This window comes from Burkholderia arboris (assembly GCF_902499125.1).
GTDB classification, from domain to species: Bacteria; Pseudomonadota; Gammaproteobacteria; order Burkholderiales; family Burkholderiaceae; genus Burkholderia; species Burkholderia arboris.
In genome coordinates this window covers 60,570-81,791 of record NZ_CABVPX010000016.1, presented here as the reverse complement: position 1 = coordinate 81,791, position 21,222 = coordinate 60,570, and the positions used below count along the sequence as shown (strand labels likewise).

Genomic DNA, 21,222 nt, shown 5'->3' with positions numbered 1-21,222 from the left:
GTGAATTCATAGTGGAGGCCACCCCAGGCGGGCGGCCTCGAATACAGCCTCGGTACTTATCTCTTCGCGCCGCGTTCGAGATGAGCACGACGGAGCGATTCAAGCAGCATCTCGGTCGATTCACGCCACGTCCTGGACTTCCAGCCGTGACGAATTCGGTCTTCCCACGCTGCGACCTCTTCGTGATGCGTCGAGTAATGCAGGATGCGCTCCGCCCAGCGATAGGTATCGAGCGGGTTGATGTATTCGACCAGATCCCGCCCTGTTTCACGCAGCGGATCGCAGTCGGACGTCAGGCAGAATTTCCCGTAACTCAGGCTCTCCGGCAACGTCAGACTCCATCCCTCGTAGAAGGACGGAAGCAGCGTAAAGAGGCAATGTCGATAAAGCACATTCAGTTCGGCATCGGTCGGGCGGAGCAGCAAAATCTTGCCCTTGATGCGCTCATCCTCCGAGAAGACCTTCAGGAAGTCATCCGAGTTCCAACCCTTTCCGCCGATGAACAGCATCTGGGGCAATTCCGCCTCGTGCCCTTGCTCCAGTAGCGTGACATACGCTTTATAGAGCATTTCCTGATTCTTTCTCGGTTGCAGTGTTCCAACCGTAATGATGAACCGGGATGCGACACCGAGTCTCTGCAGCACCGCCGCGTCGGCGGATGCGCTCGCACGCGTCGACACGACATCCGACTCGGAAATGTCCGATCCGAATTCGACGTAATCGCTGGGAGGCGTCGGCCACCCATGCGCCTTCTGGAACGAGATGCCGTCGCGTCGTGCCGTCTGCCCGCCGTACACGAGATGATCGAAGTTTTCCGACGAGTACTTGATGAAGGGCTCGTATGCGTCCGCGGTTTCCTTCATGTGATGGTGCGGAATCAGCATCGGCGTGAAATCGTAGATGAGCTGGGAAACCGTCACGTTCTTCTTCTGACGCGCCAGCTGCACCGCCTGATGGGATCGCGCCATTTCGTGGGACGGATTCCAGTCGATCGCCGCGAAAAACACGATCGCGTTGTCCGGGAATTCTCGCAGCACGCCCGGATGATCGGGGCCGGCGCCATGCGCGAACGGATGACGACAACCGGTTCCGTCGGCTTCATGCTCCTTGTAGAACTCGTGGAAGTGCCGGTAAGACGTCGCCAGGTCATCGCTATTGAACAGCCACGAAAGATTGTCCGACGAGATCTCGAACATCAAGCCGTTGTGGCAGGCAAAGAAATGCGTATTGGGCGCCAGCTCGTGCAAATACCGTGCGTAGGTAAGTTCGGCCCGGATAATGCCCTGCACGCCGCCATGCCAATACAGATACGTCGTGGTCAGATCCATCCAGATCGACGGCTCCGCATGCGCAGCCGGATGATTCGCCCGGTAGTTCGCAATCTTGCTGCGGATCATGCCGGCCGTATCGAGCCACGTCGTCTTGGTCCACTCCTTCGCAATCCGCGACTCGCGCTGCAGCAGTGCCTGCGCGTCGTTCGCATAGAACACGATCTTTTCCGCCCAGGTCGCGACGTCCCAGGCCGGAACGAATTCGACCAGGTCACGCCCCACTTCGCGCAGCGGAGGGTTATCGCTCGCAATGCAGAACTTGCCCTGATCGAGGCTCTCGGGCAGCGTCAGACTCCAGCCTTCGTACAGGCTGGGCAACAGCGTGAAAAGACAATTGCGATACAGCGCCGCCAGTTGCTCGTCGGTCGGGGACAACCGGATGATCACCCCCTTGAGACGCGGATCGCGATTGAGCGCATCCAGCAGATCCTCCGACCACCAGGGCTTGCCGCAGATCACCAGTTGCGGAACCTTGCGCGGGTCCTTTTCGAGCGCCATCAGGTACGCCCGATAAATCGTGTCGTGATTCTTGCGTGGCTCGATCGAGCCCACGGTAATCAGGTACGGCCCGGTAATACCGATGTCGCGCAGGATGGTCCGGTCGTCCTGGGTGCCTTTCGCACGCGCAATGTCCGACCCGAGCTTGAGGAAGTCGCTATGCGGAACGCGCCAGCCGCGCTCCTTGAAAATTTCCGTCGCATCGCGCTGGGCAGTCTGTCCGCCGTAGAGGATGAAATCGACGTTTTCCGCCACCCACTCGAGATACTGCGCAAACTGGTCACGCGTCTGCTTGTCGTACAGATGGCTCGTTCCCTTGCGCAACAGGATGACGTCGTAGACGAGATACGACAGATACACGCCCGGACACTCGTTCTTGAGCCGCGAGAAATAAGCTTCCTTCTGGCTCGTGATCCAGCCGCACGAGAAGATCGCATCGCCTGCGATATACGGATGAAAGAACGGTGCGTTGTCGGGTGCGACGAGATTCAGGACCTCCGCCAGGCACGGACTGCCGGACGTGTCGTTTTGCTCGCTCGAGATCTGGGCGCCGACCGTACGAATATAGGTTTCCGCAACGTTGTCGGCATCGAACAGCCACCGCATCTGCTCTTGCGGAATTTCAATAAAGCCGCCGCCTCGCTGCATGGAAAAGCGAATGCCCGGATGCACCTTTTTCAACCCGTGCGCGACTTCGAGCTCCGCACGGATGATACCCACCACGCCGCCGCGCCACTCCATCGTCGCGGTCAGGTCCATCCATACCGCCGGCTCATCGCGCGGCGCCACGACCGGAACCGGAATCACCGGCTTGGGCTCGACGCGCGCGACAGCAATCTCGTGCGCCGGCATGGCCGGCGCCTCGAGGTGTGCATCCGTGACGGGAACCGGAGGCGCGACCGCCTCGGAAAGCGACGGCGATGCATTCGAAGAAAAAAGCTTGCTCAGGAATTTGAACGGCGCAAAGGAGGTGCGCTGATACGTGGCCACCACATCGTCCATTCCATCGACACGAACGCTCTTCTGCTGACCTTCCGCCGACAAATACAATTCAGCGAGAATACGTTCCTTCGGCACACCTGACTTCAAACGTTCCAGATAATGAGCCCGGCCGCTTTCGTCGGGCTCACGACGCAGCAACGAAAGATAGGCGTTACGAACAAAATCTTCACCATCGGCCCGCAGCAGGCCTGCGACATTCATATTCATCAAGAGTTCACCAAATTCGAAGCGACACCACTGGAATTAGCAACAAACCGAAATTGAGCACGACCCATTACCCTCTAATTCGATCTCATTTATATGGCGCGCTCCACAACACGAAATCAATAAATTCAAAACAGGTGACTCTCTTGTCAGTCCCAAAACGCCGCCCGTCCTGCGCCTTTTCTTTCACCGCCCGCCCGTTTCAAGGAGTTGCGCGCCTCGCGCGCAGTCGCCGCATCCACCGCCCGGCTCGTCAACGAGGGCCGTCGGCATACCCCCGCGCGGCACCAAACGATGCGGCCGCAGCCAGCCTCACTGCCGGATGCAGGAAGCGAAACCGGGAAAATTCGTTGCCGTCACGGACACGTACAACGGTCCCGACCAGCGGCGACCGGCAATTATAAGTCACGCACTCGGCGTCGAATACCATACAAGCGAAATTTACTTGAAAACCGAACCATCCACGCAACAAATTCCACAAATTTCCGCATGAATACAAAATTACGTCACGAGGAATCGAGACGCTTTGAAATGCCCTGAAAGCGCGCCGACACCGGCAGCGATACCGCGAATCTACCGAGCCATCTATTGCGCCGCCGCGGGCGTCCAGATCGAATTCACCCGAAGCCGAATGGTCACATTGTCAAGAACAACCAAGACGGCACCCGGCACCGACAACGACGCGACCCCGAGGCATCCGGTATCCGCCCTTTTTGATTCGGCACGCACCAGGCGCCACTTCATCGCCGGCGTCCTCCGTAGAAACCGCTTCACCGACGCCACCCGGATCGCAACGCAAGCGTTTGCGCCGAACTCACATCGCAACGGAACGCTTGCAAAACGTCTTTCCGACTCGCCATTTAATTCGAATCACCGAAGCGCGTTACGACTGGACCAGGTCGTTCGAATCGCAAGCTTGAGTGACGGCCGTCGAATCGTTCGCCGGATGCGAAGTCGCCCCGAATTTGGCAAGCCCCACCCCCACTCACCCGATGTGCAACATCCGTTCCGGCGAGATCAGTAAAGCAGCGCCTTACCGACATTCCTCGCCATGAAAATAAAAATGATCTGAAAAACATCAAATCACCATTAATGGACGATCGACACAACGCCACTCACCATCGCGATTACCATACAAAAATCGACGCCTTTCAATTTAAATGCATTTGCACGCGACAGCAAAATAAAAAGCCTTCTTGGCAGCCGTCCATGTCGCCCAGTCCAACCGGTGAAACGCGGCTCGCACGATTTGCTCTCGGGCGGGCGCGGTGTCATGAAAATGACCCACGAAGATGCATGCAGCCTTCCCGCAATACTCACATGGACTTCCTGCTGCTCAACGATTGCGATCAAGACGCGGGGCCAGACGAAAATCCGTCGTCCGGCGCTTACGTACCGGACACCGGCAACGACGATAAGAGCCCTGCCAGCAGCGCGACGGCAAATACCGGGCGCAACAAAACGACTTGGCCAGACCGGCACCCCGGCGGCACGCAACGGACGGCGCACGACACTCGCAGCTGCGCCCCCTGCCCACGCATCTCGACAGCCTACGCCCTGCGCCAATCGGGGCAACGTGTTCGCGACACACGAATGCACCGAATGGTGAGACCGTCGTTCGCATCCCGATCGCTGGCCAGTTCAAACGCATTCCATACGTGCATGCAGTGTTGCGTTCCATATATACTCTCGACCGGATTCTTCCGTCGGGACGACGCTAAATCGGGTTCCGGGCACCGCAAGCGCAATGGGGTCACCTGCCACGGCCAGCAGAGCAGCAGGCCCGATATCGCCCCGGCATCGCTTCCAATTTTGAAAGAAGGCGTCGACGTGCTCGAGGACAGGGTGGAAAGCAAGAAGTACCGCATCACCGATTGCCCGCCTCACAGAGGCAATCCTTCAATCGAACGGTTGCCCCGCTTCGCCGGCACTCTCGAAACCTTTACGCTTACATGATTGAATCTCAGCACAATACGCCGCTGGTCCGATCGATCAGCATTCAGCTACGCGTCATCAGCGCGTTGCTGATGCGTGAAATATTGACTCGCTATGGCCGCCACAACGTAGGCTTTCTGTGGATTTTCCTGGAGCCGATGACATTTACAGTCGGTGTCACGACGCTGTGGAACCTGGTCAAAGCCGAACACGTCGCATCCATTTCGATTACCGCGTTCGCATTGACCGGCTATTCCGCCGTTCTGGTCTGGCGAAACTGCACCACCCGCTGTGCACTGGCGATCCTGCCGAACCAGAGCTTGCTCTATCACCGCAACGTCCGCGTTGTCGATTTTTTCTGGGCACGCATCCTGCTCGAAATCTCCGGCGCCACGATGTCGTGCATTATTCTGAGCGTCATCTATATCATCGTCGGCTGGATGGAGCCTCCGAAGGATATCTCGCTCGTATTGGCCGGGTGGTTATATCTTTCCGTTTTCGGGGCAGCATTGGCACTGACGATTGGCTCGCTGACCGAGCGGAGTGAAATGGTCGAGCGGCTCTGGCATACGATCGCCTATCTGGTCTTTCCGCTTTCCGGCTCGGCCTTTATGGTCGAATGGCTCCCCGAGGCGTGGCGAAAATATGCACTTCTCGTGCCCATGGTCAATGGCACCGAAATGCTGCGCGCCGGGTTTTTCGGATCCGTCGTCAAGACGCATTACGATGTTACGTACATGGTATTCGTCGACGCGACGCTTCTGTTCGTCGGCTTGTTTTTCACGCGCGAGGCAGGAAAAAGAGTCCAGCCCGATTAAGCTATCGGTAATCTCTACGCGTTGCCGGGGCGAGGCACCATCAAGCAAAACATTTCCCGCCCCCGGCACCCGCAAGCGGGGCTGCAGCTTCGTCCGCAGACACCCGCGCGAATCGCATCGGAATCGAAGAACAGCGCTGGATGAGGATCAGGCGCGTATGGCCGGACCGCATCAGATATGGACGGCGGTCACACGGCGGCCATGAATATACCGGCGCCCCAGCCTCCCCCGTCGCTCGCAGCTGCACCGCCTCGACCATGTAGCGGGCCGCACTTCATCGAGCCGCAGCACTTCCCGATCTTCCAGGCCGCCCGGCGCGGATTGATCAACCGCGAAGCCTCTCTGCCGGAAACTGTCTCGGGGCCACCGGCCCAGACACGCAACGATGTCACGCCCGCCATCGTGCGCGGCCTCACCGATGCGTTGCGCGAAGAACTTGATCCGCCCATCGCGCATCGACATGGAAGCAGCGCAAGGTGTGCCGACGACGTGACGTTCAGCCTGCGGATCCGGTAAACGGCAAGAAAAGTCCTGCCTCGGCTCGTCCATATGCAGCCTGAATTCCATGCCACATACTTTCAGTCCTTACCGTGTATTATTGGCCTCTTGACGGGCTCGGCAGTCACGGCGGGCCTTACATTTCGATAGAAATGGATCCGTCAGGCCGTGCTCGATTGTGCCCGGGCAGCTTGATGGATGTGACTTGAGCGCATTAAAGACCCTATCTCGAAGCTCCCCAATGAAGGCACTCACGACGACGCGACATCGCTCAACCTCAAGACGTGGGCCGACCGCACCAGAGGGAGTTCGGAAGCAATAGTCCGTTTTGCAAGAATCGACTTGCGTGAATTTCGCAACATCAATCGGCGAGACACCGGGATGTTGCTCGTTTTTCAAACATGCGGCCGTTCCACGATGAACGGCGGTTTTAATATTCGAGGTATTGGTCTGTGAAAATTGCAATCATTTCGAATTGCCAGGGAGCCAGTCTCGCGGCATGCATGCGCGAGATGAGCGGCACGCTGGAGCCGCAGTTTTTCCTGCTGACGACGCTGTCGGATGGTTCGGTGACGGTACCGTGGCTGTTCCAGGAATACGACGTTGTCATCGCACAGCGATTCATCGAACAGCACATGGCAGACATGCCGCGCGACCGGCTGGTGCTCTTCCCGGATCTCGCATTCGTCGGCCATCACCCTGACATGACCTATCTGCAGGGGAAGCGCATCGGCAGCGACGTTCCCGAGGCGATTCAGGGGCCGATGATGCATTACAACTCGTCGCTCGTGGTTCACGGCTATCTGCGCGGCCTGTCTGCAGACGAGATCGAAGCAAGGTTCACCCGTGAGACTTACCGCAAGCTCGGTTACCTGAACACCTGGTCGCACGCCGAAAAGGCGCTGCGAGAAGAAATTGCGGCGACCGGCCTGAATCTGCAGGGTGCCGTCGACAAATGGTTGCGCAGCGGCTGCTTTATGCACACGTACAACCATCCGACACTGTCGACGGTGGCCGACGTTGCACGCGCGGTTCTGGAGCGTCTCGGCGTGCCCGTCATCAATCAGAATCCCGGGCGCTACGCGCACGATCCGCTCGCCTTGCTGCCGATCTGGCCGATTTATCCGGAGGTCGCGGAAGCAACGTCCTACCCCGAGTCCGGGGACTACGCCTTCAAGCAGGTAGAGCCGAACGGCGTCATCGGTCTGCGCGCGTTCATCGACGGGTCGATTGCGACTTATCAGCAATTCGACCGGGATTCGATCATGCCGGTGAATTTCTATCTTGCCGAGTTCGATCGACGGTTGGCAGAACCGGCCGCCGACGCGTTCGCGAATCCGTATCGCAACCTGCCGGACCATCAATTCTGGAAGAAGGGCGTCGCAACGCCGGCGGCGATCGACGTCGATCCGGTCGTGTCCGGGAAGTTTTCGGTCGCACAGGAGCAGAAGGTCGCGACTGCCGGCAGTTGCTTTGCGCAACACATCGCGCGAACGCTGAGCGCCAACGGCTTCAACTACTTCATCCCCGAGCAAGCGCCCGAGGGATCGACGAAAGAACAGGCCGCAAACCGTAATTTTGGCGTGTTCTCGGCGCGCTACGGCAACATTTACACCGCGCGCCAGCTCGTGCAGCTTCTCAAGCGGGTGAGCGGCGAATTCGTGCCGCAGGACCAGGTGTGGCAACGCAAGGACGGTCGCTTCGTCGATCCGTTCCGTCCGCAGATCGAACCTGAGGGTTTCGGTTCGGAGGCAGAACTCGTTGCATCACGCGCCGAGCATTTTGCGGCCGTTCGCACCATGCTCGAGCAGATGGACGTTTTCGTATTCACGCTGGGGCTGACCGAGTCGTGGCGCGCGAAATCGGACGGAGCGGTTTTCCCGCTCGCACCGGGCGTCGCTGGCGGATCGATGGATGCCGACAAATACGAATTCGTCAATTTCTCGGCAGCCGACGTGATTGCGGACATGAACGAGTTCATCGGCATGCTCAGCGTCATCAACCCGGCATGCCGAGTGATCCTGACCGTATCACCGGTGCCGCTGATCGCAACGTACGAACCGAAGCATGCGCTGACGGCAACGACGTACAGCAAGTCGGTACTGCGCGTCGCGGCGGAGGAACTGAGCACGGCGCATGCCCACGTCGGCTACTTCCCGTCGTTCGAAGTCATCACCGGCAACTACAATCGCGGCGCGTACTTCGATGACGACCTTCGTACCGTGACCGATGCGGGCGTGGCACACGTGATGCGGTTGTTCATGAAGCACTATGCCGGCGGCGGTACGGATCAGGTCGCCGCAGCACCGGTCGAGCGGCCGGCAGCCCCGGCAGCCGACGAACCCGCTCCACTGCATCGCAACGTCACCGGCGTCGTCTGTGACGAGGAAGCCATCGCGAACTTCCAGGTCTGAGCTTCACCCAAGGGCAAGGTCGCTGCGGCGCCGCGACCTTGCCCGGCTCGACGCGATCTGCATCGCGGCGCGCGTTCACCGGTTCTTCCGCTGGCTGGCAAGCGACCAGCCCGCGCCTCGCCGTCAATGCACGGACCGCGTCGGGCCCGCTTCGGTCGCATTGCCTTCTTCGCGCAACGCGAACCTCGTCAGCCCGCCTCTGCCCTCTTTCGACGTGCGGCATCCAGTCGGCAACCGCCCAGGATGCCTCCCGACACCGCATCCGTCCCTCCGCGTCATCGGCCTCACCGTGGTTGCCTCATCTGTCGCGCTTGGTATATACCAAGTTGGCGAACGTCACGCCGCGTGAAGCCCCGGGCGGCATGTCACGTGCGACGCACGCCGCTTGATTGCCGCATCGGCCAGCAAAACATCCAGATTCATATCGTCGCCATGCGCCGGCGCTAGAAATTCGGATGCGTCTGCAGCGACACGCGCCGCGAGGCCGATCTTCGTCAAGCACGGCGCCAGGCCTGAAATTTGCCCGTCGCTGGAAGCCCGGTTACCTCACATGCTTCGATGCCATCATCTGACGAGGTGCATCCACACATGACAGAAACCACGTCTCCCGCAGCACAACCGGTCGACGACTGGCTGCATCGCGTACCCAACGACCTTTCCACGAGCCGGCACGGCGCATCGAGAATACTGGTTATCGGGTCATGTTTCTCGGAATTGCTCACGCCCTACGCGGCGTTTGCGTTCGATGGCGCGACAGTCGATTACGTCCCCTACAATTTTGCAGGCCAATTGCCGCCCAGCCCGCCGCATCCGGTCGAAGCGTACGCATTTCAGCTCATCGTGCTCCCAATGCGCACCGTTGCGCCGGAAACGATGACGGCACGCCTGAACTACCAGAATCCGCAGCGCTACGTCGAGACGTTCAACGAGTCACGACAACGCCTTTTGCAACTGCTGGGCGGCGCATTGAGCTACAACGACTCACATCAGATCCTGACATTCGTCGCGAACTTCCTGGTTCCGCAGCAGAACGCCATGGGGCGCATGTTGCCGCGATACGATCTGCGCAATCCCGTGTTCTACACCGAGAAGCTGAACGAACTGATCGCCGGGGAAGTTTCCGCACGTCAAAACACCTATACGATCGACATCGACGCCATCTCGTCGACGATCGGCAAGAAATACATTCAGGATGACAGCATATGGGTGCACGCACACGGCACGTTCGTCTTCGATTTCGACTACCCGCTCGACAGTCAGCGAATCGAACCGCCCGCGCAATATAGTCAACAGTACGAAATCAAGACGAACCAGTTTTGCGCCGCCGTATGGCATGAGCTACGGGCGATGTATACGTCCGCGAAACAGATCGACTCCGTCAAGCTTGTCATCGTCGATCTCGACGATACGCTCTGGCGAGGCGTGATCGCCGAGGAAGGCATTCGCTTCAACGCCATCGAAGGCTATCCGCTCGGCGTCATCGAAGCGCTTCAATTCCTGAAACGCCGCGGCATCTTGCTTGCCATCGCGAGCAAGAACGACGAGCAACGCATCCGCGAACTATGGAGCACGGAGGGCTTCGTCGGAGGCGTGATCTCGATGTCCGATTTCGCGTCGATCAAGATCAACTGGAAACCCAAGGTCGAAAACATCCAGGACATTCTCGCTGAAACGAATCTGCTGCCGAGAAACGTCGTCTTTATCGACGACAATCCGGCCGAGCGCGCCGCCGTGGCGGAGGCGTTTCCGGACATGCGGGTTCTCGGCGGCGATGTCTATCGTCTGCGCCGCGTGCTTCTCTGGTCCGGCGAAACACAGGTTGCGCACGTCACCGACGAATCCGGCCGCCGCACTGAAATGATTCAAGCCCAGATCGAGCGCGAGCATGCCCGTTCGAAAATGAGTCGTGAAGCATTCCTGCAATCGCTGCAAGTAAAGGTAACGGCACACCGCGTGACGAATACGAACGATGCCAGGTTCACGCGCGCGTTCGAATTGGTCAACAAATCCAACCAGTTCAATACGACGGGGCGCAGATGGTCGTTCGACGAGTGCGCTCGCGCATTCGATGCCGGCACAGTGATGGTTGTCGCGCATGTGATCGACAAATACACCGACTACGGTCTCGTCGCCGTCGCAATCGTGCATCACGAGCGTATCGAGCAATACGTCATGAGTTGCCGCGTGTTCGGACTCGGCGTCGAGCAATCCCTGCTGGCTTCCATCACGGCAGCCATTCACGCTCATTCCGATGCGGTCGGCGACGTCGTCGAAACGCCGGCGAATGCACTCGGCCGGGCAGTCTATTCGACATGCGGCTTCACCGAAGCAGTACCGGGAACATGGGTACTGTCGCGCCAGCAGCGACTTGCAGCGCCACGGCACGTCACGTTCTCGGTTGCCGGGCCGACCGCCGTCTAACCCGGCAGGTTGCGATGCCGCGTCGCGCGTTGCCTGTCGGGTCCGGACACCGCCTCCGTCACGATCGTCGGGTTGCCGAGCGAATTGCCCCTGACAATCCCTGACAGTCCAATCGCCCGGCCCGGTTGCCGTGTCGTCATCGCACAGGTATAACTGCGCAGCCACGCGCACATCGCGCCCCTATCCCCCACCTGGAGAACGCATGATCGATCTCGCCACCGCCCAGCAATTCCTGATGACCCGCGGCCTCGACTTCGGCCTCAACCTCCTCGCCGCAATCGTCCTGTGGTTCATCGGCCGCTGGGCGATCCGCATCGGTACCCGCCTGCTCGGCAAGGTCGTCCGCCGCAGCGGCAAGGTCGACCCGACGCTCACCGACTACCTGACCTCCGTCGTCGGCGTGCTGCTGACGATCCTGCTGATCCTCGCGATCCTGCAGATCTTCGGCGTGCAGACCACCTCGTTCGCCGCGCTGCTCGCCGGCCTCGGCCTCGCAATCGGCACGGCCTGGGGCGGCCTGCTCGCGCATTTCGCCGCGGGCGTGTTCATGCAGGTGCTGCGCCCGTTCAAGATCGGCGACGTGATCAACGCGGGCGGTGTCACGGGCACCGTGAAGGAGCTCGGCCTGTTCGGCACGACGATCGTCACCCCCGACAACATCGTCACGATCGTCGGCAACAACAAGATCTTCTCGGACAACATCGCCAACTACAGCGCGACGTCGTACCGTCGTGTCGACCTGACCGCGAAGATCGCGAACGGTGTCGATGCGGTCGACGCGATCAACCGCCTGAAGTCGTCGATCCAGCAGATCCCGAACGTGCTGACCAGCCCGGCGCCGGACGTCGGCGTGCTGCAGTTCACGCCGGAAGGCCCGTTGCTGTTCGTGCGCCCGTCCACGGCGCCCGAGAACTACTGGCAGGTGTACTGCGACACCAACCGCGTGATCCTCGAGACGTTCCGCGACGCGCAATACCCGACGCCCGAAACGCCCGTCTCGCATCGCACCGCGTAACGGCATTCACGGACGAAAAAAAAGCGTGGCACTCGCCACGCTTTTTTATTGCCCCGAAGCGACGGTAACGCGCGCGCTCAGCGCCCGCCCGTCTTCTGCGCGTTGTCCGACTGCTTCCCGCGCACCAGCTTCCACACCGCGCCGAGCGCGACCGGCACGATCGCCGCGCCGATCCCGACCAGCACGATCACGTTCAGGTACTGGCGGATGAACGGGATGTTGCCGAAGAAATAGCCCAGCAGCACGAGCAGCAGCACCCAGACCAGCGCACCGATCACGTTGAAGAGCTGGAAGCGCGCGGCGCTCATCGACGACGCACCCGCGACGAACGGCGCGAACGTGCGCACGACCGGGATGAAGCGCGCGAGCACGATCGTCTTGCCGCCATGCTTGTCGTAGAACGAATGGGTCTTCTGCAGCGCGGCGCGATCGAGGAAGCGCTCGAGCACCGGGATATGCGTATTGAACACCTTCGGGCCGACCCAGCGGCCGATCAGGTAGTTCACGGTGTTGCCGGTAATCGCCGCGACGAGCAGCAGTACGATCAGCGCGCCGACGTTCATTTCGCCCGTCGCCGCAAACGCGCCGCCGATGAACAGCAGCGAATCGCCCGGCAGGAACGGAAACACGACGAGCCCCGTCTCGCAGAACACGATCAGGAACAGCACGAGATAGACCCACGCGCCGTACTGCCGGATGAAATCGCCGAGGAAGGCGTCGATATGCAGGACAAGGTTGACGAAATGAAGCAGCGTATCCAAATGCGATTCCTCGAAGGCGATAGGGCCGGAACGGCCGGAAAAGGCCAGAGATGGCGGAGGCGCCCGCCAGCCAAGGCGGCGCGCGCAATGGAGTCATGATACCGAAACTACCTTAAGGCTCCGTGAAAAAACGTAACGGCGGGCCACCCCGGCACGCATCCGCCGCCTCGCTATAATTCGGCCATGTCCGATATCACCGAAACGGCCGCGGGCGCCACGCCCGCCCCCGCTCCGCGCCCGCTGCGCGCGATCCAGCCCCTGCCCGACCAGCTGATCAGCCAGATCGCCGCCGGCGAGGTCGTCGAACGCCCGGCGTCGGTCGTCAAGGAGCTGCTCGAGAACGCGATGGATGCCGGCGCGACGACACTGCGCATCGTGCTGGAAGAAGGCGGCGTGAAGCGCATCTCGATCACCGACGACGGTTGCGGGATTCCGCCCGACGAGCTGGCGCTCGCGCTGATGCGCCATGCGACCAGCAAGATCCGCTCGCTCGAGGAGCTCGAGGCGGTCGCGACGCTCGGGTTCCGCGGCGAAGCACTCGCGTCGATCGCGTCGGTCGCCGAGATGTCGATCACGAGCCGGACGGCCGATGCCGCGCATGCGATGAAGATCGATGCGCAGACCGGCGTGCTGTCGCCCGCCGCCGGCTCGACCGGCACGACGATCGAAGTGCGCGAGCTGTACTTCAACACCCCTGCGCGGCGCAAGTTCCTGAAGAGCGAGCAGACCGAATTCGGCCACTGCCTGGAAATGATCCGCCGCGCGGCGCTCGCGCGGCCGGACGTCGCGATCTCGGTGCTGCACAACGGCAAGGCCGTCGAGCACTGGAATGCGACCGAGCCCGCGCAGCGCGTCGCGAAGATCCTCGGCGACAGCTTCGCGACCGCGCACCTGCCGCTCGACGAACAGGCCGGACCGCTGGCCGTCTACGGCTGCGCCGGGCTGCCGACCGCGAGCCGCGGGCGCGCCGACCAGCAGTATTTCTTCGTCAACGGCCGCTTCGTGCGCGACAAGCTGCTGACGCACGCGGTGCGCGCAGCCTACGAGGACGTGCTGCACGGTGACCGCTACCCGTCGTACGTGCTGTTCCTCGACCTGCCGCCCGAAGCCGTCGACGTGAACGTGCATCCGTCGAAGATCGAGGTGCGCTTCCGCGATTCGCGCTCGATCCACCAGTACGTGTTCCATGCGGTCCAGCGCGCGCTCGCGCGCCACGCGGGCGCATCGCCGGAAACCACGGCAGGCGGCCATGCCGCGCATCTCGAACCCGCGCCGCGCGGGCCGTCGTCGTTCCTGGACACGCCGCTCGGCCAGAGCCAGGGCCACCCGGCCGGCAGCACCGGTGGCTTCGGCGGTAGCGGCTTCTCGTCGCCGTCGTCGTCCTCGTCGTCCGGCAACACCTGGATGCGCCAGGCGCGCATGACGCAGGGCACGCTGCCCGTCGCGCAGCCGCTCGCGCTCTACGATGCGCTGTTCGGCCGCAAGGACAGCGGTGCCGGCACGCCGGACGGCACGACGACCCTCGCCCGCGATTCGGCCGGCGCGCCGGTCGCGCCGCTGCAGGGCTTCGCCGCAGCGCCGCTCGCCGCCACCGCGCACGACGAGCAGCCGCTCGGCTTCGCGCTCGGCCAGATCCACGGCATCTACGTGCTCGCGCAGAACGCGTACGGCCTCGTGATCGTCGACATGCATGCGGCACACGAGCGGATCCTGTACGAGCAGTTCAAGAACGCGCTCGCCGACCGCACGGTCGCCGTGCAGTCGCTGCTGCTGCCCGTGTCGATGACGGCCACGCCGGTCGAGATCGGCACGGTCGAGGAAGAACGCGACACGCTCGAATCGCTCGGCTTCGACCTCGCGGTGCTGTCGCCGACGACGCTCGCGATCCGCGCGGTGCCGGCGCTGCTGAAAGACGCCGACCTGCAGTCGCTCGCGCGCGCGGTGCTCGCCGACCTGCACGCGTTCGGCGGCTCGCGCGTGCTCACCGAGCGCCAGCACGAACTGCTCGGCACGCTCGCCTGCCATCACGCGGTGCGCGCGAACCGGCGCCTGACGCTGGACGAGATGAACGCGCTGCTGCGCCAGATGGAGGCGACCGAGCGCGCGGACCAGTGCAATCACGGCCGGCCGACCTGGTATCAGCTCACGCTGAACGATCTCGACCGCCTGTTCATGCGCGGCCAATGAGCGCTTCACCGCAGTCCTCTCCGACGACGATCGCCTGCCTGCTCGGCCCCACCGCGTCGGGCAAGACGGCCGCGGCGCTGGCGCTCGCCGCGCACCGCCCGATCGAGATCGTCAGCGTCGATTCGGCGCTCGTCTACCGCGACATGGATATCGGCACCGCGAAACCGTCGCGCGACGAGCGCGCGAGCGTGCCGCATCACCTGATCGACATCATCGATCCGGCCGACGCGTATTCGGCCGCGGAATTCCGTGCGGACGCGCTGCGCCTGATCGGCGAGATCATCGCGCGCGGCCGCACGCCGCTGCTCGCGGGCGGCACGATGCTGTACTACAAGGCGCTGACGCAGGGGCTCAACGACCTGCCCGGCGCCGATCCGGACGTGCGCGCGAAGCTCGACGCCGACGCCGCGCGCGACGGCTGGCCCGCGCTGCACGCGCGGCTCGCACAGGTCGATCCCGACACGGCCGCGCGGCTCGCGCCGAACGATTCGCAGCGGATCCAGCGTGCGCTCGAAATCTTCACGCTGAGCGGGCAGCCGATGTCGGCGCTGCTTGCCGCGCCGCGCCGCACGGACGATGCGGCCGCCGCTTACCGCTTCGTGCCGGTCGCGCTCGAACCGTCGGATCGCGCGGTACTGCACGCACGGATCGCGCAGCGCTTCGACGCGATGCTCGACGCCGGCTTCATCGACGAAGTCGAACGGCTGCGCCGTCGCGACGATCTCCATCCCGACCTGCCGTCGATGCGCTGCGTCGGCTACCGGCAGGCATGGGAATTCCTCGACGGCGAGACCGACTACCGGACGATGCGCGACAAGGGCGTCTTCGCGACGCGCCAGCTCTGCAAGCGCCAGATCACGTGGCTGCGTGCGATGCCGGAGCGGATCGTCGTCGATTGCATCGCGCCGGATTCGACGGCCCGCGCGCTCGACGCGCTCGAACGCGTACTCGACGGCAGCACACCGGGTAACTGAACGCGTCAGCCCGCCCGACGCGCCGCCAGGCGCGCACGGGCGCCGTCGACGATCCACGCGATGCCGCGCTCGAACGCTTCGTCGCCGCTGCGCTCGCGCAGCGCGTTCCAGCCCTTTGCGAGCAGCGGATACTCGGCCGCGTCCGGCAACGGCGCCTCGGCGTCGCCGTCCGGCTCCGCCTGCTCCTCCAGCACCCATCCGACCACGAAGCGGCCGATCGCGTACATCACGTCGACCGCCTCGTCCGGCGTGAAACCCGCGTCGCCGAGCAGCGCGACCTTGCGCTCGATCGAGCTGAAATGCAGCGCGCGCGGCCGCGTGCCGGCATGCAGGCGCGCGCCGTCCCGGTAGGCCAGCAGTGCGTGACGGAAACTGCGCGCGTTGCCGGCGAGCCACGCATCCCATGCTTCGCCCGGCTGCGGCGGCGACGCGTCGTGGCGCTCGAGCATGATCGCCTCGGCCATCGCGTCGAGCAGTTCGCCCTTGTTCCTGAAATGCCAGTAAAGCGTCGGCGACTGCACGCCGAGCCGCTCGGCCAGCCGCCGCGTCGACAGCCCATCGATCCCCACTTCATCCAGCAATTCGAGCGCCGCGCGCAATACCGTGTCGCGCGTCAGCCGCGCCCCTGTGTCCTTCATCTCTATCACCGATAGGGAAACTATGGAATAATCACCACTCTATCATCGATAGAGTTACCTTCTTGAATCCGTCCCTGATTGCCATTCTGGCCACGGTCCTGCTCGACGCGATCGGCGTCGGGATCGTGATGCCGATCCTGCCCGGGCTGCTGCGCTCGCTCGCCGGCGCGGGCAGCACCGACACCCACTACGGGGTCCTGCTCGCGCTGTACGCGTTCGCGCAATTCCTGTGCGCCCCGCTGCTCGGCGCGCTGAGCGACCGTTTCGGCCGCCGCCCCGTGCTGCTCGCGTCGCTTGCGGGCGCGGCGCTCGACTACCTGCTGATGGCGCTCGCGCCGACGCTCGCCTGGCTCTACGTCGGGCGGCTGGTCGCGGGCATCACCGGCGCGAACGTCGCGGTCGCGACCGCGTACGTGACCGACGTGACGGCCGAACCCGACCGCGCCCGGCGCTTCGGCCAGCTCGGCGCGATGATGGGCATCGGCTTCATCGCGGGCCCGCTGATCGGCGGGCTGCTCGGTGCGCTGCACCTGCGTGCGCCGTTCGTCGCGGCCGCGCTGCTCAATGCGCTCAATCTCGTGCTCGTGTGGCGCGCGCTGCCGGAGTCGCGCCCGCGTTTGGCTCGCGACGGCCATGCGGCCAGCTCGCTCAACCCGTTCGCGAGCCTGCGCCGGCTGAGCGGCGCACCCGCGCTCGTGCCGCTGGTCGGCATCTACGTGATCGTGGCGCTCGTATCGCAAGCGCCCGCGACGCTGTGGATCCTGTACGGCCAGGAACATTTCGGCTGGTCGACGCCGGTCGCAGGGCTGTCGCTCGCCGGCTACGGCGCGTGCCACGCGCTTGCGCAGGCATTCGCGATCGGGCCGCTGATCGCGCGGCTCGGCGAGCGCCGCGCGCTCGCGCTGGGCCTCGCGGGCGATGCGCTCGGGCTCGCGGTGATCGCGTTCGCGACCGCCGCATGGGTGCCGTTCACGCTGCTGCCGCTGTTCGCGGCCGGCGGCATGACGCTGCCGGCGTTGCAGGCGATGCTCGCGCGGCAGGTCGACGATGCGCGCCAGGGCGAACTGCAAGGCACGCTGGCGAGCGTGACCAGCCTGATCGGCGTCGCAGGGCCGCTGGTCGTCACCGCAACCTACGCGGCGACGCGCACGACGTGGCCGGGGCTCGTCTGGGCCGCGGCGGCGCTGCTGTACCTGCTGGTGCCGCCATTGCTGGCCGGCACGCGCCCGGCAAACGCGCCGCGGCCGTCCGCATGAGCATCGGCGGGTGCCCCGCCACCCGTGCCGCCGCGTTCAATGCACGAGCGTCACGAGATTCGCATCGCGCACGAGTTGCCAGCGGCCGTCGGCCTTGCGGAAGATCGTCAGCGTATGGCCCGAGCGGCGGATCGTGTCGCCGCCCGGCGGCGTCGCCTCGATCTCGATGAAATTGCGCATGTACGCCCAGTCGCCGAGCACGCGCAGCTCGTCGATCCGGTAACGGCCGTCGACCTTCGGCGCATGCTCGGCGCCTGCGTTCGCGTCACGCGACGCGGCCGCGAACGCTGCCTTGTCGAACGGCGGCTTGCCGGCCACCATGAAGATCGCGTCGTCGGCGATCAGGTCAAGCACGGTCGCCAGATCGCCGCGCCGGCTCGACACGAACCAGTTGTCCACGAGCGCGCGGATCGCGTGTTCGTCTTCGGTCATCGTCGTCCCTCCTTCATCGGCGCGCGTCCGTACTGCACGCGCACCCGAAAAAAAAGCCGCCCGGATCGACTCCGGGCGGCTTTCCTTGCTGCATCTGCTGCTGCGGTCAGACTACGACCGTCTGCGCCTCGCCTTCGCGGGTCGCACGCACGGTGCCGATCTTCCACACCTGTTCGCCGGCGGCGGTCAGGTCGGCGATCGCTGCGTCCGCATCGGCCGCCGAGACGATCACGGCCATGCCGATGCCGCAGTTGAACACGCGGTGCATTTCGGCATCGGCGACGCCGCCGTGCTCCTGCAGCCACTTGAACAGCGGCGGCAGCGGCCATGCGTTCTGGTCGAGCTCGGCGGTGAGGCCTTCGCGCAGCACGCGCGGGATGTTCTCGACGAGACCGCCGCCCGTGATGTGGGCCATGCCCTTCACCGACAGCTTCTGCATCAGCGCGAGCAGCGGCTTCACGTAGATGCGGGTCGGCGCCATCAGCGCGTCGGCCAGCGAGCGGCCATGGAAATCGGCCGACAGGTCCGGGTTCGCGCGCTCGATGATCTTGCGCACGAGCGAGAAGCCGTTCGAGTGGATGCCGCTCGACGCAAGGCCCAGCACCACGTCGCCTTCGGCGATCGTGCTGCCGTCGATGATCTTGCTCTTCTCGACCGCACCGACCGCGAAGCCGGCCAGATCGTACTCGCCGTCCGGGTACATGCCCGGCATTTCGGCCGTTTCACCGCCGATCAGCGCGCAGCCCGACAGTTCGCAACCCTGCGCGATGCCCTTGACGACCGTGGCGGCCGTGTCGACGTCGAGCTTGCCGCACGCGAAGTAGTCGAGGAAGAACAGCGGCTCGGCGCCCTGCACGAGGATGTCGTTCACGCTCATCGCGACCAGATCCTGGCCGACCGTGTCGTGTTTGTTCAGATGAAACGCCAGCTTGAGCTTGGTGCCCACGCCGTCGGTGCCCGACACGAGCACCGGCTCGTTGTACTTCTTCGGCACTTCGAACAGCGCGCCGAACCCGCCGATGCCGCCGAGCACGCCGTCGCGCAGGGTTTTCTTCGCAAAAGGCTTGATCTTGTCGATGAGCGCGTCGCCCGCGTCGATGTCGACACCTGCGTCGCGATAGGACAGACCCTGAGCGTCAGGAGCGGATTTCGGAGGATTCATGGGGGAATGCGAGAAGGTCGGTAAAATGCGATTTTACCCGAAGCCGGCCCGTTGGCCGGAATTCCCAGCACCGAATCGTCAGGGATTGCATCTTGGTCAACACGTCCCCGTTTTCAACGCCGAGCGAACCGCGCCGAAACCCGCGCGGCGCCGTGCGTGCGGCCGCGCGTGAAGCCCATGGAACCGCAGCCCCCGGCGCGTGCCCGGCGTACGGCGCGCGTATTTTCAACCGACCCGCATTGTGACTGTTGTGTCCCGTCAACTGACGCTCGATCTCGGCACGCCGCCGCCCGCCACGTTCGACAACTTCATCATGAACGAGGAGAACGACGAGCTCATCTCGCGCCTGCAGAAGCTCGACCTCGCGCTCGCGGCGGGCCCCGTGCCGGACCGGTCGTTCTACATCTGGGGCGAGCCCGGCAGCGGCCGCACCCACCTGCTGCAGGCGCTCGTGAGCGACGCGTCGTACGGCTACGCGCGCTACCTGACGCCGCAGAGCCCGCTCGGCGCGTTCACGTTCGATCCGCGCATCGGCATCTACGCGATCGACGACTGCGACCGGATGAGCGACACGCAGCAGGTCGCGCTGTTCAACCTGTTCAACGAAGTGCGCGCGCACCCGTCGAGCGCGTTCGTCGCGGCGGGCCCCGCAGCGCCGCTCGCGCTCGACGTGCGCGAGGATCTCCGCACGCGCCTCGGCTGGGGGCTCGTGTTCCACCTGTCGCCGCCGTCCGACGCCGGCAAGATCGCGGTGCTCAAGCTCGCCGCGAAAGAGCGCGGGATCGCGCTCACCGACGACATCGCCGCCTATTTGCTGACCCATTTCCGCCGCGACATGCCGAGCCTGATGGCCTTGCTCGACGCGCTCGACCGCTTTTCGCTCGAGCAGAAACGCGCCGTCACGCTGCCGCTGCTGCGCCGGATGCTCGCGCGTCCCGGCGACGACATCACACCACCGGGCACGGGCCCGAACCGCTTCGAGTAAAATGCGCTTCCATGACTAATCTGGCACTCTTTGACCTCGATCACACGCTGATCCCGACCGATAGCGACCACGAATGGGGCCGCTTCATGGTGAAGCTCGGCATCGTCGACGCGGAAAGCTTCTCGCGTCAGAACGATCAGTTCTTCGCCGACTACAAGGCCGGCAAGCTCGACATCCACGCGTACCTCACGGCAATGCTCACGCCGCTCGCGAAGTATTCGCGCGCGCAGCTCGCCGAATGGCACGAGCAGTACATGCACGAGGTGATCCGGCCCGCGATGACGCCCGCCGCGCTCGAACTGGTGCGCAAGCACCTCGATGCGGGCGACCTGTGCTGCGTCGTGACCGCAACCAACGAATTCATCACGCGCCCGATCGCGACCGCGTTCGGCGTCGATACGCTGATCGCGTGCGAGGTCGAGACGACCGACGGGCACCCCGATTCACCGTATACGGGCCGACCGACCGGCACGCCGAGCTACCGCGAAGGCAAGATCGTGCGGACCGAAGCGTGGCTCGCGTCGCTCGGCAAGCACTGGGACGACTTCGCGCACAGCTACTTCTACAGCGACTCGCACAACGACATCCCGCTGCTCGAGAAAGTCACCGACCCGATCGCGACCAACCCTGACGACACGCTGCGTGCGCATGCAAGCACCCGCGGCTGGCGTATCCTCGATCTCTTCTGAAC

16 protein-coding genes are annotated in these 21,222 nt (G+C 63.5%); 11 read left to right on the top strand and 5 right to left on the bottom strand.

Features of this window, described 5'->3' with window-relative positions:
* Window positions 1–56 precede the first annotated feature (56 nt).
* A complete protein-coding gene (locus BLA15945_RS20195; protein ID WP_081051876.1) occupies window positions 57–3,038 on the bottom strand; it encodes a glycosyltransferase in 2,982 nt (993 codons plus the stop codon).
* Between the two features lie 1,317 nt (window positions 3,039–4,355).
* On the opposite strand from BLA15945_RS20195, the gene BLA15945_RS20190 reads away from it, so the two are divergent.
* From BLA15945_RS20190 to BLA15945_RS20165, 6 genes are all read left to right on the top strand, one after another.
* Window positions 4,356–4,991: a hypothetical protein gene (locus tag BLA15945_RS20190; protein WP_174993226.1), complete on the top strand. Its 636-nt coding sequence runs from the start codon at window positions 4,356–4,358 to the stop codon at window positions 4,989–4,991.
* Window positions 4,988–5,788 (top strand): ABC transporter permease, encoded by an 801-nt coding sequence (locus tag BLA15945_RS20185; protein WP_059235975.1) that lies wholly within the window; start codon window positions 4,988–4,990, stop codon window positions 5,786–5,788. Before BLA15945_RS20190 ends, BLA15945_RS20185 begins: the two co-directional genes overlap by 4 nt.
* Window positions 5,789–5,965: 177 nt before the next feature.
* The gene (locus BLA15945_RS20180; RefSeq protein ID WP_174993225.1) at window positions 5,966–6,304 is read left to right on the top strand and encodes a hypothetical protein; all 339 of its coding nucleotides are present in this window, start codon (window positions 5,966–5,968) and stop codon (window positions 6,302–6,304) included.
* A gap of 434 nt (window positions 6,305–6,738) precedes the next feature.
* Window positions 6,739–8,700: a GSCFA domain-containing protein gene (locus BLA15945_RS20175; RefSeq protein ID WP_174993224.1), complete on the top strand. Its 1,962-nt coding sequence runs from the start codon at window positions 6,739–6,741 to the stop codon at window positions 8,698–8,700.
* A gap of 588 nt (window positions 8,701–9,288) precedes the next feature.
* Window positions 9,289–11,121 (top strand): HAD-IIIC family phosphatase, encoded by a 1,833-nt coding sequence (locus BLA15945_RS20170; protein WP_081051877.1) that lies wholly within the window; start codon window positions 9,289–9,291, stop codon window positions 11,119–11,121.
* A gap of 202 nt (window positions 11,122–11,323) precedes the next feature.
* Window positions 11,324–12,136 (top strand): mechanosensitive ion channel family protein, encoded by an 813-nt coding sequence (locus BLA15945_RS20165; RefSeq protein WP_059235980.1) that lies wholly within the window; start codon window positions 11,324–11,326, stop codon window positions 12,134–12,136.
* A 77-nt stretch (window positions 12,137–12,213) separates the two neighbouring features.
* On the opposite strand, the gene BLA15945_RS20160 is transcribed toward BLA15945_RS20165, so the two are convergent.
* A complete protein-coding gene (locus BLA15945_RS20160) occupies window positions 12,214–12,897 on the bottom strand; it encodes a DedA family protein (protein ID WP_059235982.1) in 684 nt (227 codons plus the stop codon).
* A gap of 183 nt (window positions 12,898–13,080) precedes the next feature.
* Here BLA15945_RS20160 and mutL point away from each other — a divergent pair, with 183 nt between their 5' ends.
* Both mutL and miaA read left to right on the top strand, forming a co-directional pair.
* Window positions 13,081–15,084, top strand: coding sequence for a DNA mismatch repair endonuclease MutL (mutL, locus tag BLA15945_RS20155; protein ID WP_174993223.1), 2,004 nt, complete (start codon window positions 13,081–13,083; stop codon window positions 15,082–15,084).
* Window positions 15,081–16,058: a tRNA (adenosine(37)-N6)-dimethylallyltransferase MiaA gene (gene miaA / locus BLA15945_RS20150; RefSeq protein WP_059235986.1), complete on the top strand. Its 978-nt coding sequence runs from the start codon at window positions 15,081–15,083 to the stop codon at window positions 16,056–16,058. Before mutL ends, miaA begins: the two co-directional genes overlap by 4 nt.
* Before the next feature lie 5 nt (window positions 16,059–16,063).
* On the opposite strand, the gene tetR is transcribed toward miaA, so the two are convergent.
* Window positions 16,064–16,696 (bottom strand): tetracycline resistance transcriptional repressor TetR, encoded by a 633-nt coding sequence (tetR, locus tag BLA15945_RS20145; RefSeq protein WP_174993222.1) that lies wholly within the window; start codon window positions 16,694–16,696, stop codon window positions 16,064–16,066.
* Between the two features lie 62 nt (window positions 16,697–16,758).
* Here tetR and tet point away from each other — a divergent pair, with 62 nt between their 5' ends.
* Window positions 16,759–17,952: a Tet(A)/Tet(B)/Tet(C) family tetracycline efflux MFS transporter gene (tet, locus tag BLA15945_RS20140; protein ID WP_174993221.1), complete on the top strand. Its 1,194-nt coding sequence runs from the start codon at window positions 16,759–16,761 to the stop codon at window positions 17,950–17,952.
* Window positions 17,953–17,988: 36 nt separating this feature from the next.
* Here the strand turns inward: tet and BLA15945_RS20135 are convergent, their stop codons facing one another.
* Window positions 17,989–18,384 (bottom strand): YybH family protein, encoded by a 396-nt coding sequence (locus BLA15945_RS20135; protein ID WP_059235989.1) that lies wholly within the window; start codon window positions 18,382–18,384, stop codon window positions 17,989–17,991.
* A 106-nt stretch (window positions 18,385–18,490) separates the two neighbouring features.
* Window positions 18,491–19,546, bottom strand: coding sequence for a phosphoribosylformylglycinamidine cyclo-ligase (purM, locus tag BLA15945_RS20130; protein ID WP_059235991.1), 1,056 nt, complete (start codon window positions 19,544–19,546; stop codon window positions 18,491–18,493).
* A gap of 250 nt (window positions 19,547–19,796) precedes the next feature.
* Between purM and hda the strand changes: the two genes are divergently transcribed.
* Together hda and BLA15945_RS20120 are read left to right on the top strand one after the other, a co-directional pair.
* On the top strand, window positions 19,797–20,531 hold the full coding sequence (gene hda / locus BLA15945_RS20125; protein ID WP_059235994.1) for a DnaA regulatory inactivator Hda: 735 nt from the start codon (window positions 19,797–19,799) through the stop codon (window positions 20,529–20,531).
* An 11-nt stretch (window positions 20,532–20,542) separates the two neighbouring features.
* Entirely contained in the window at window positions 20,543–21,220 is a 678-nt protein-coding gene (locus BLA15945_RS20120; RefSeq protein ID WP_034182802.1) for a histidinol-phosphatase, read from the top strand.
* Window positions 21,221–21,222 lie beyond the last annotated feature (2 nt).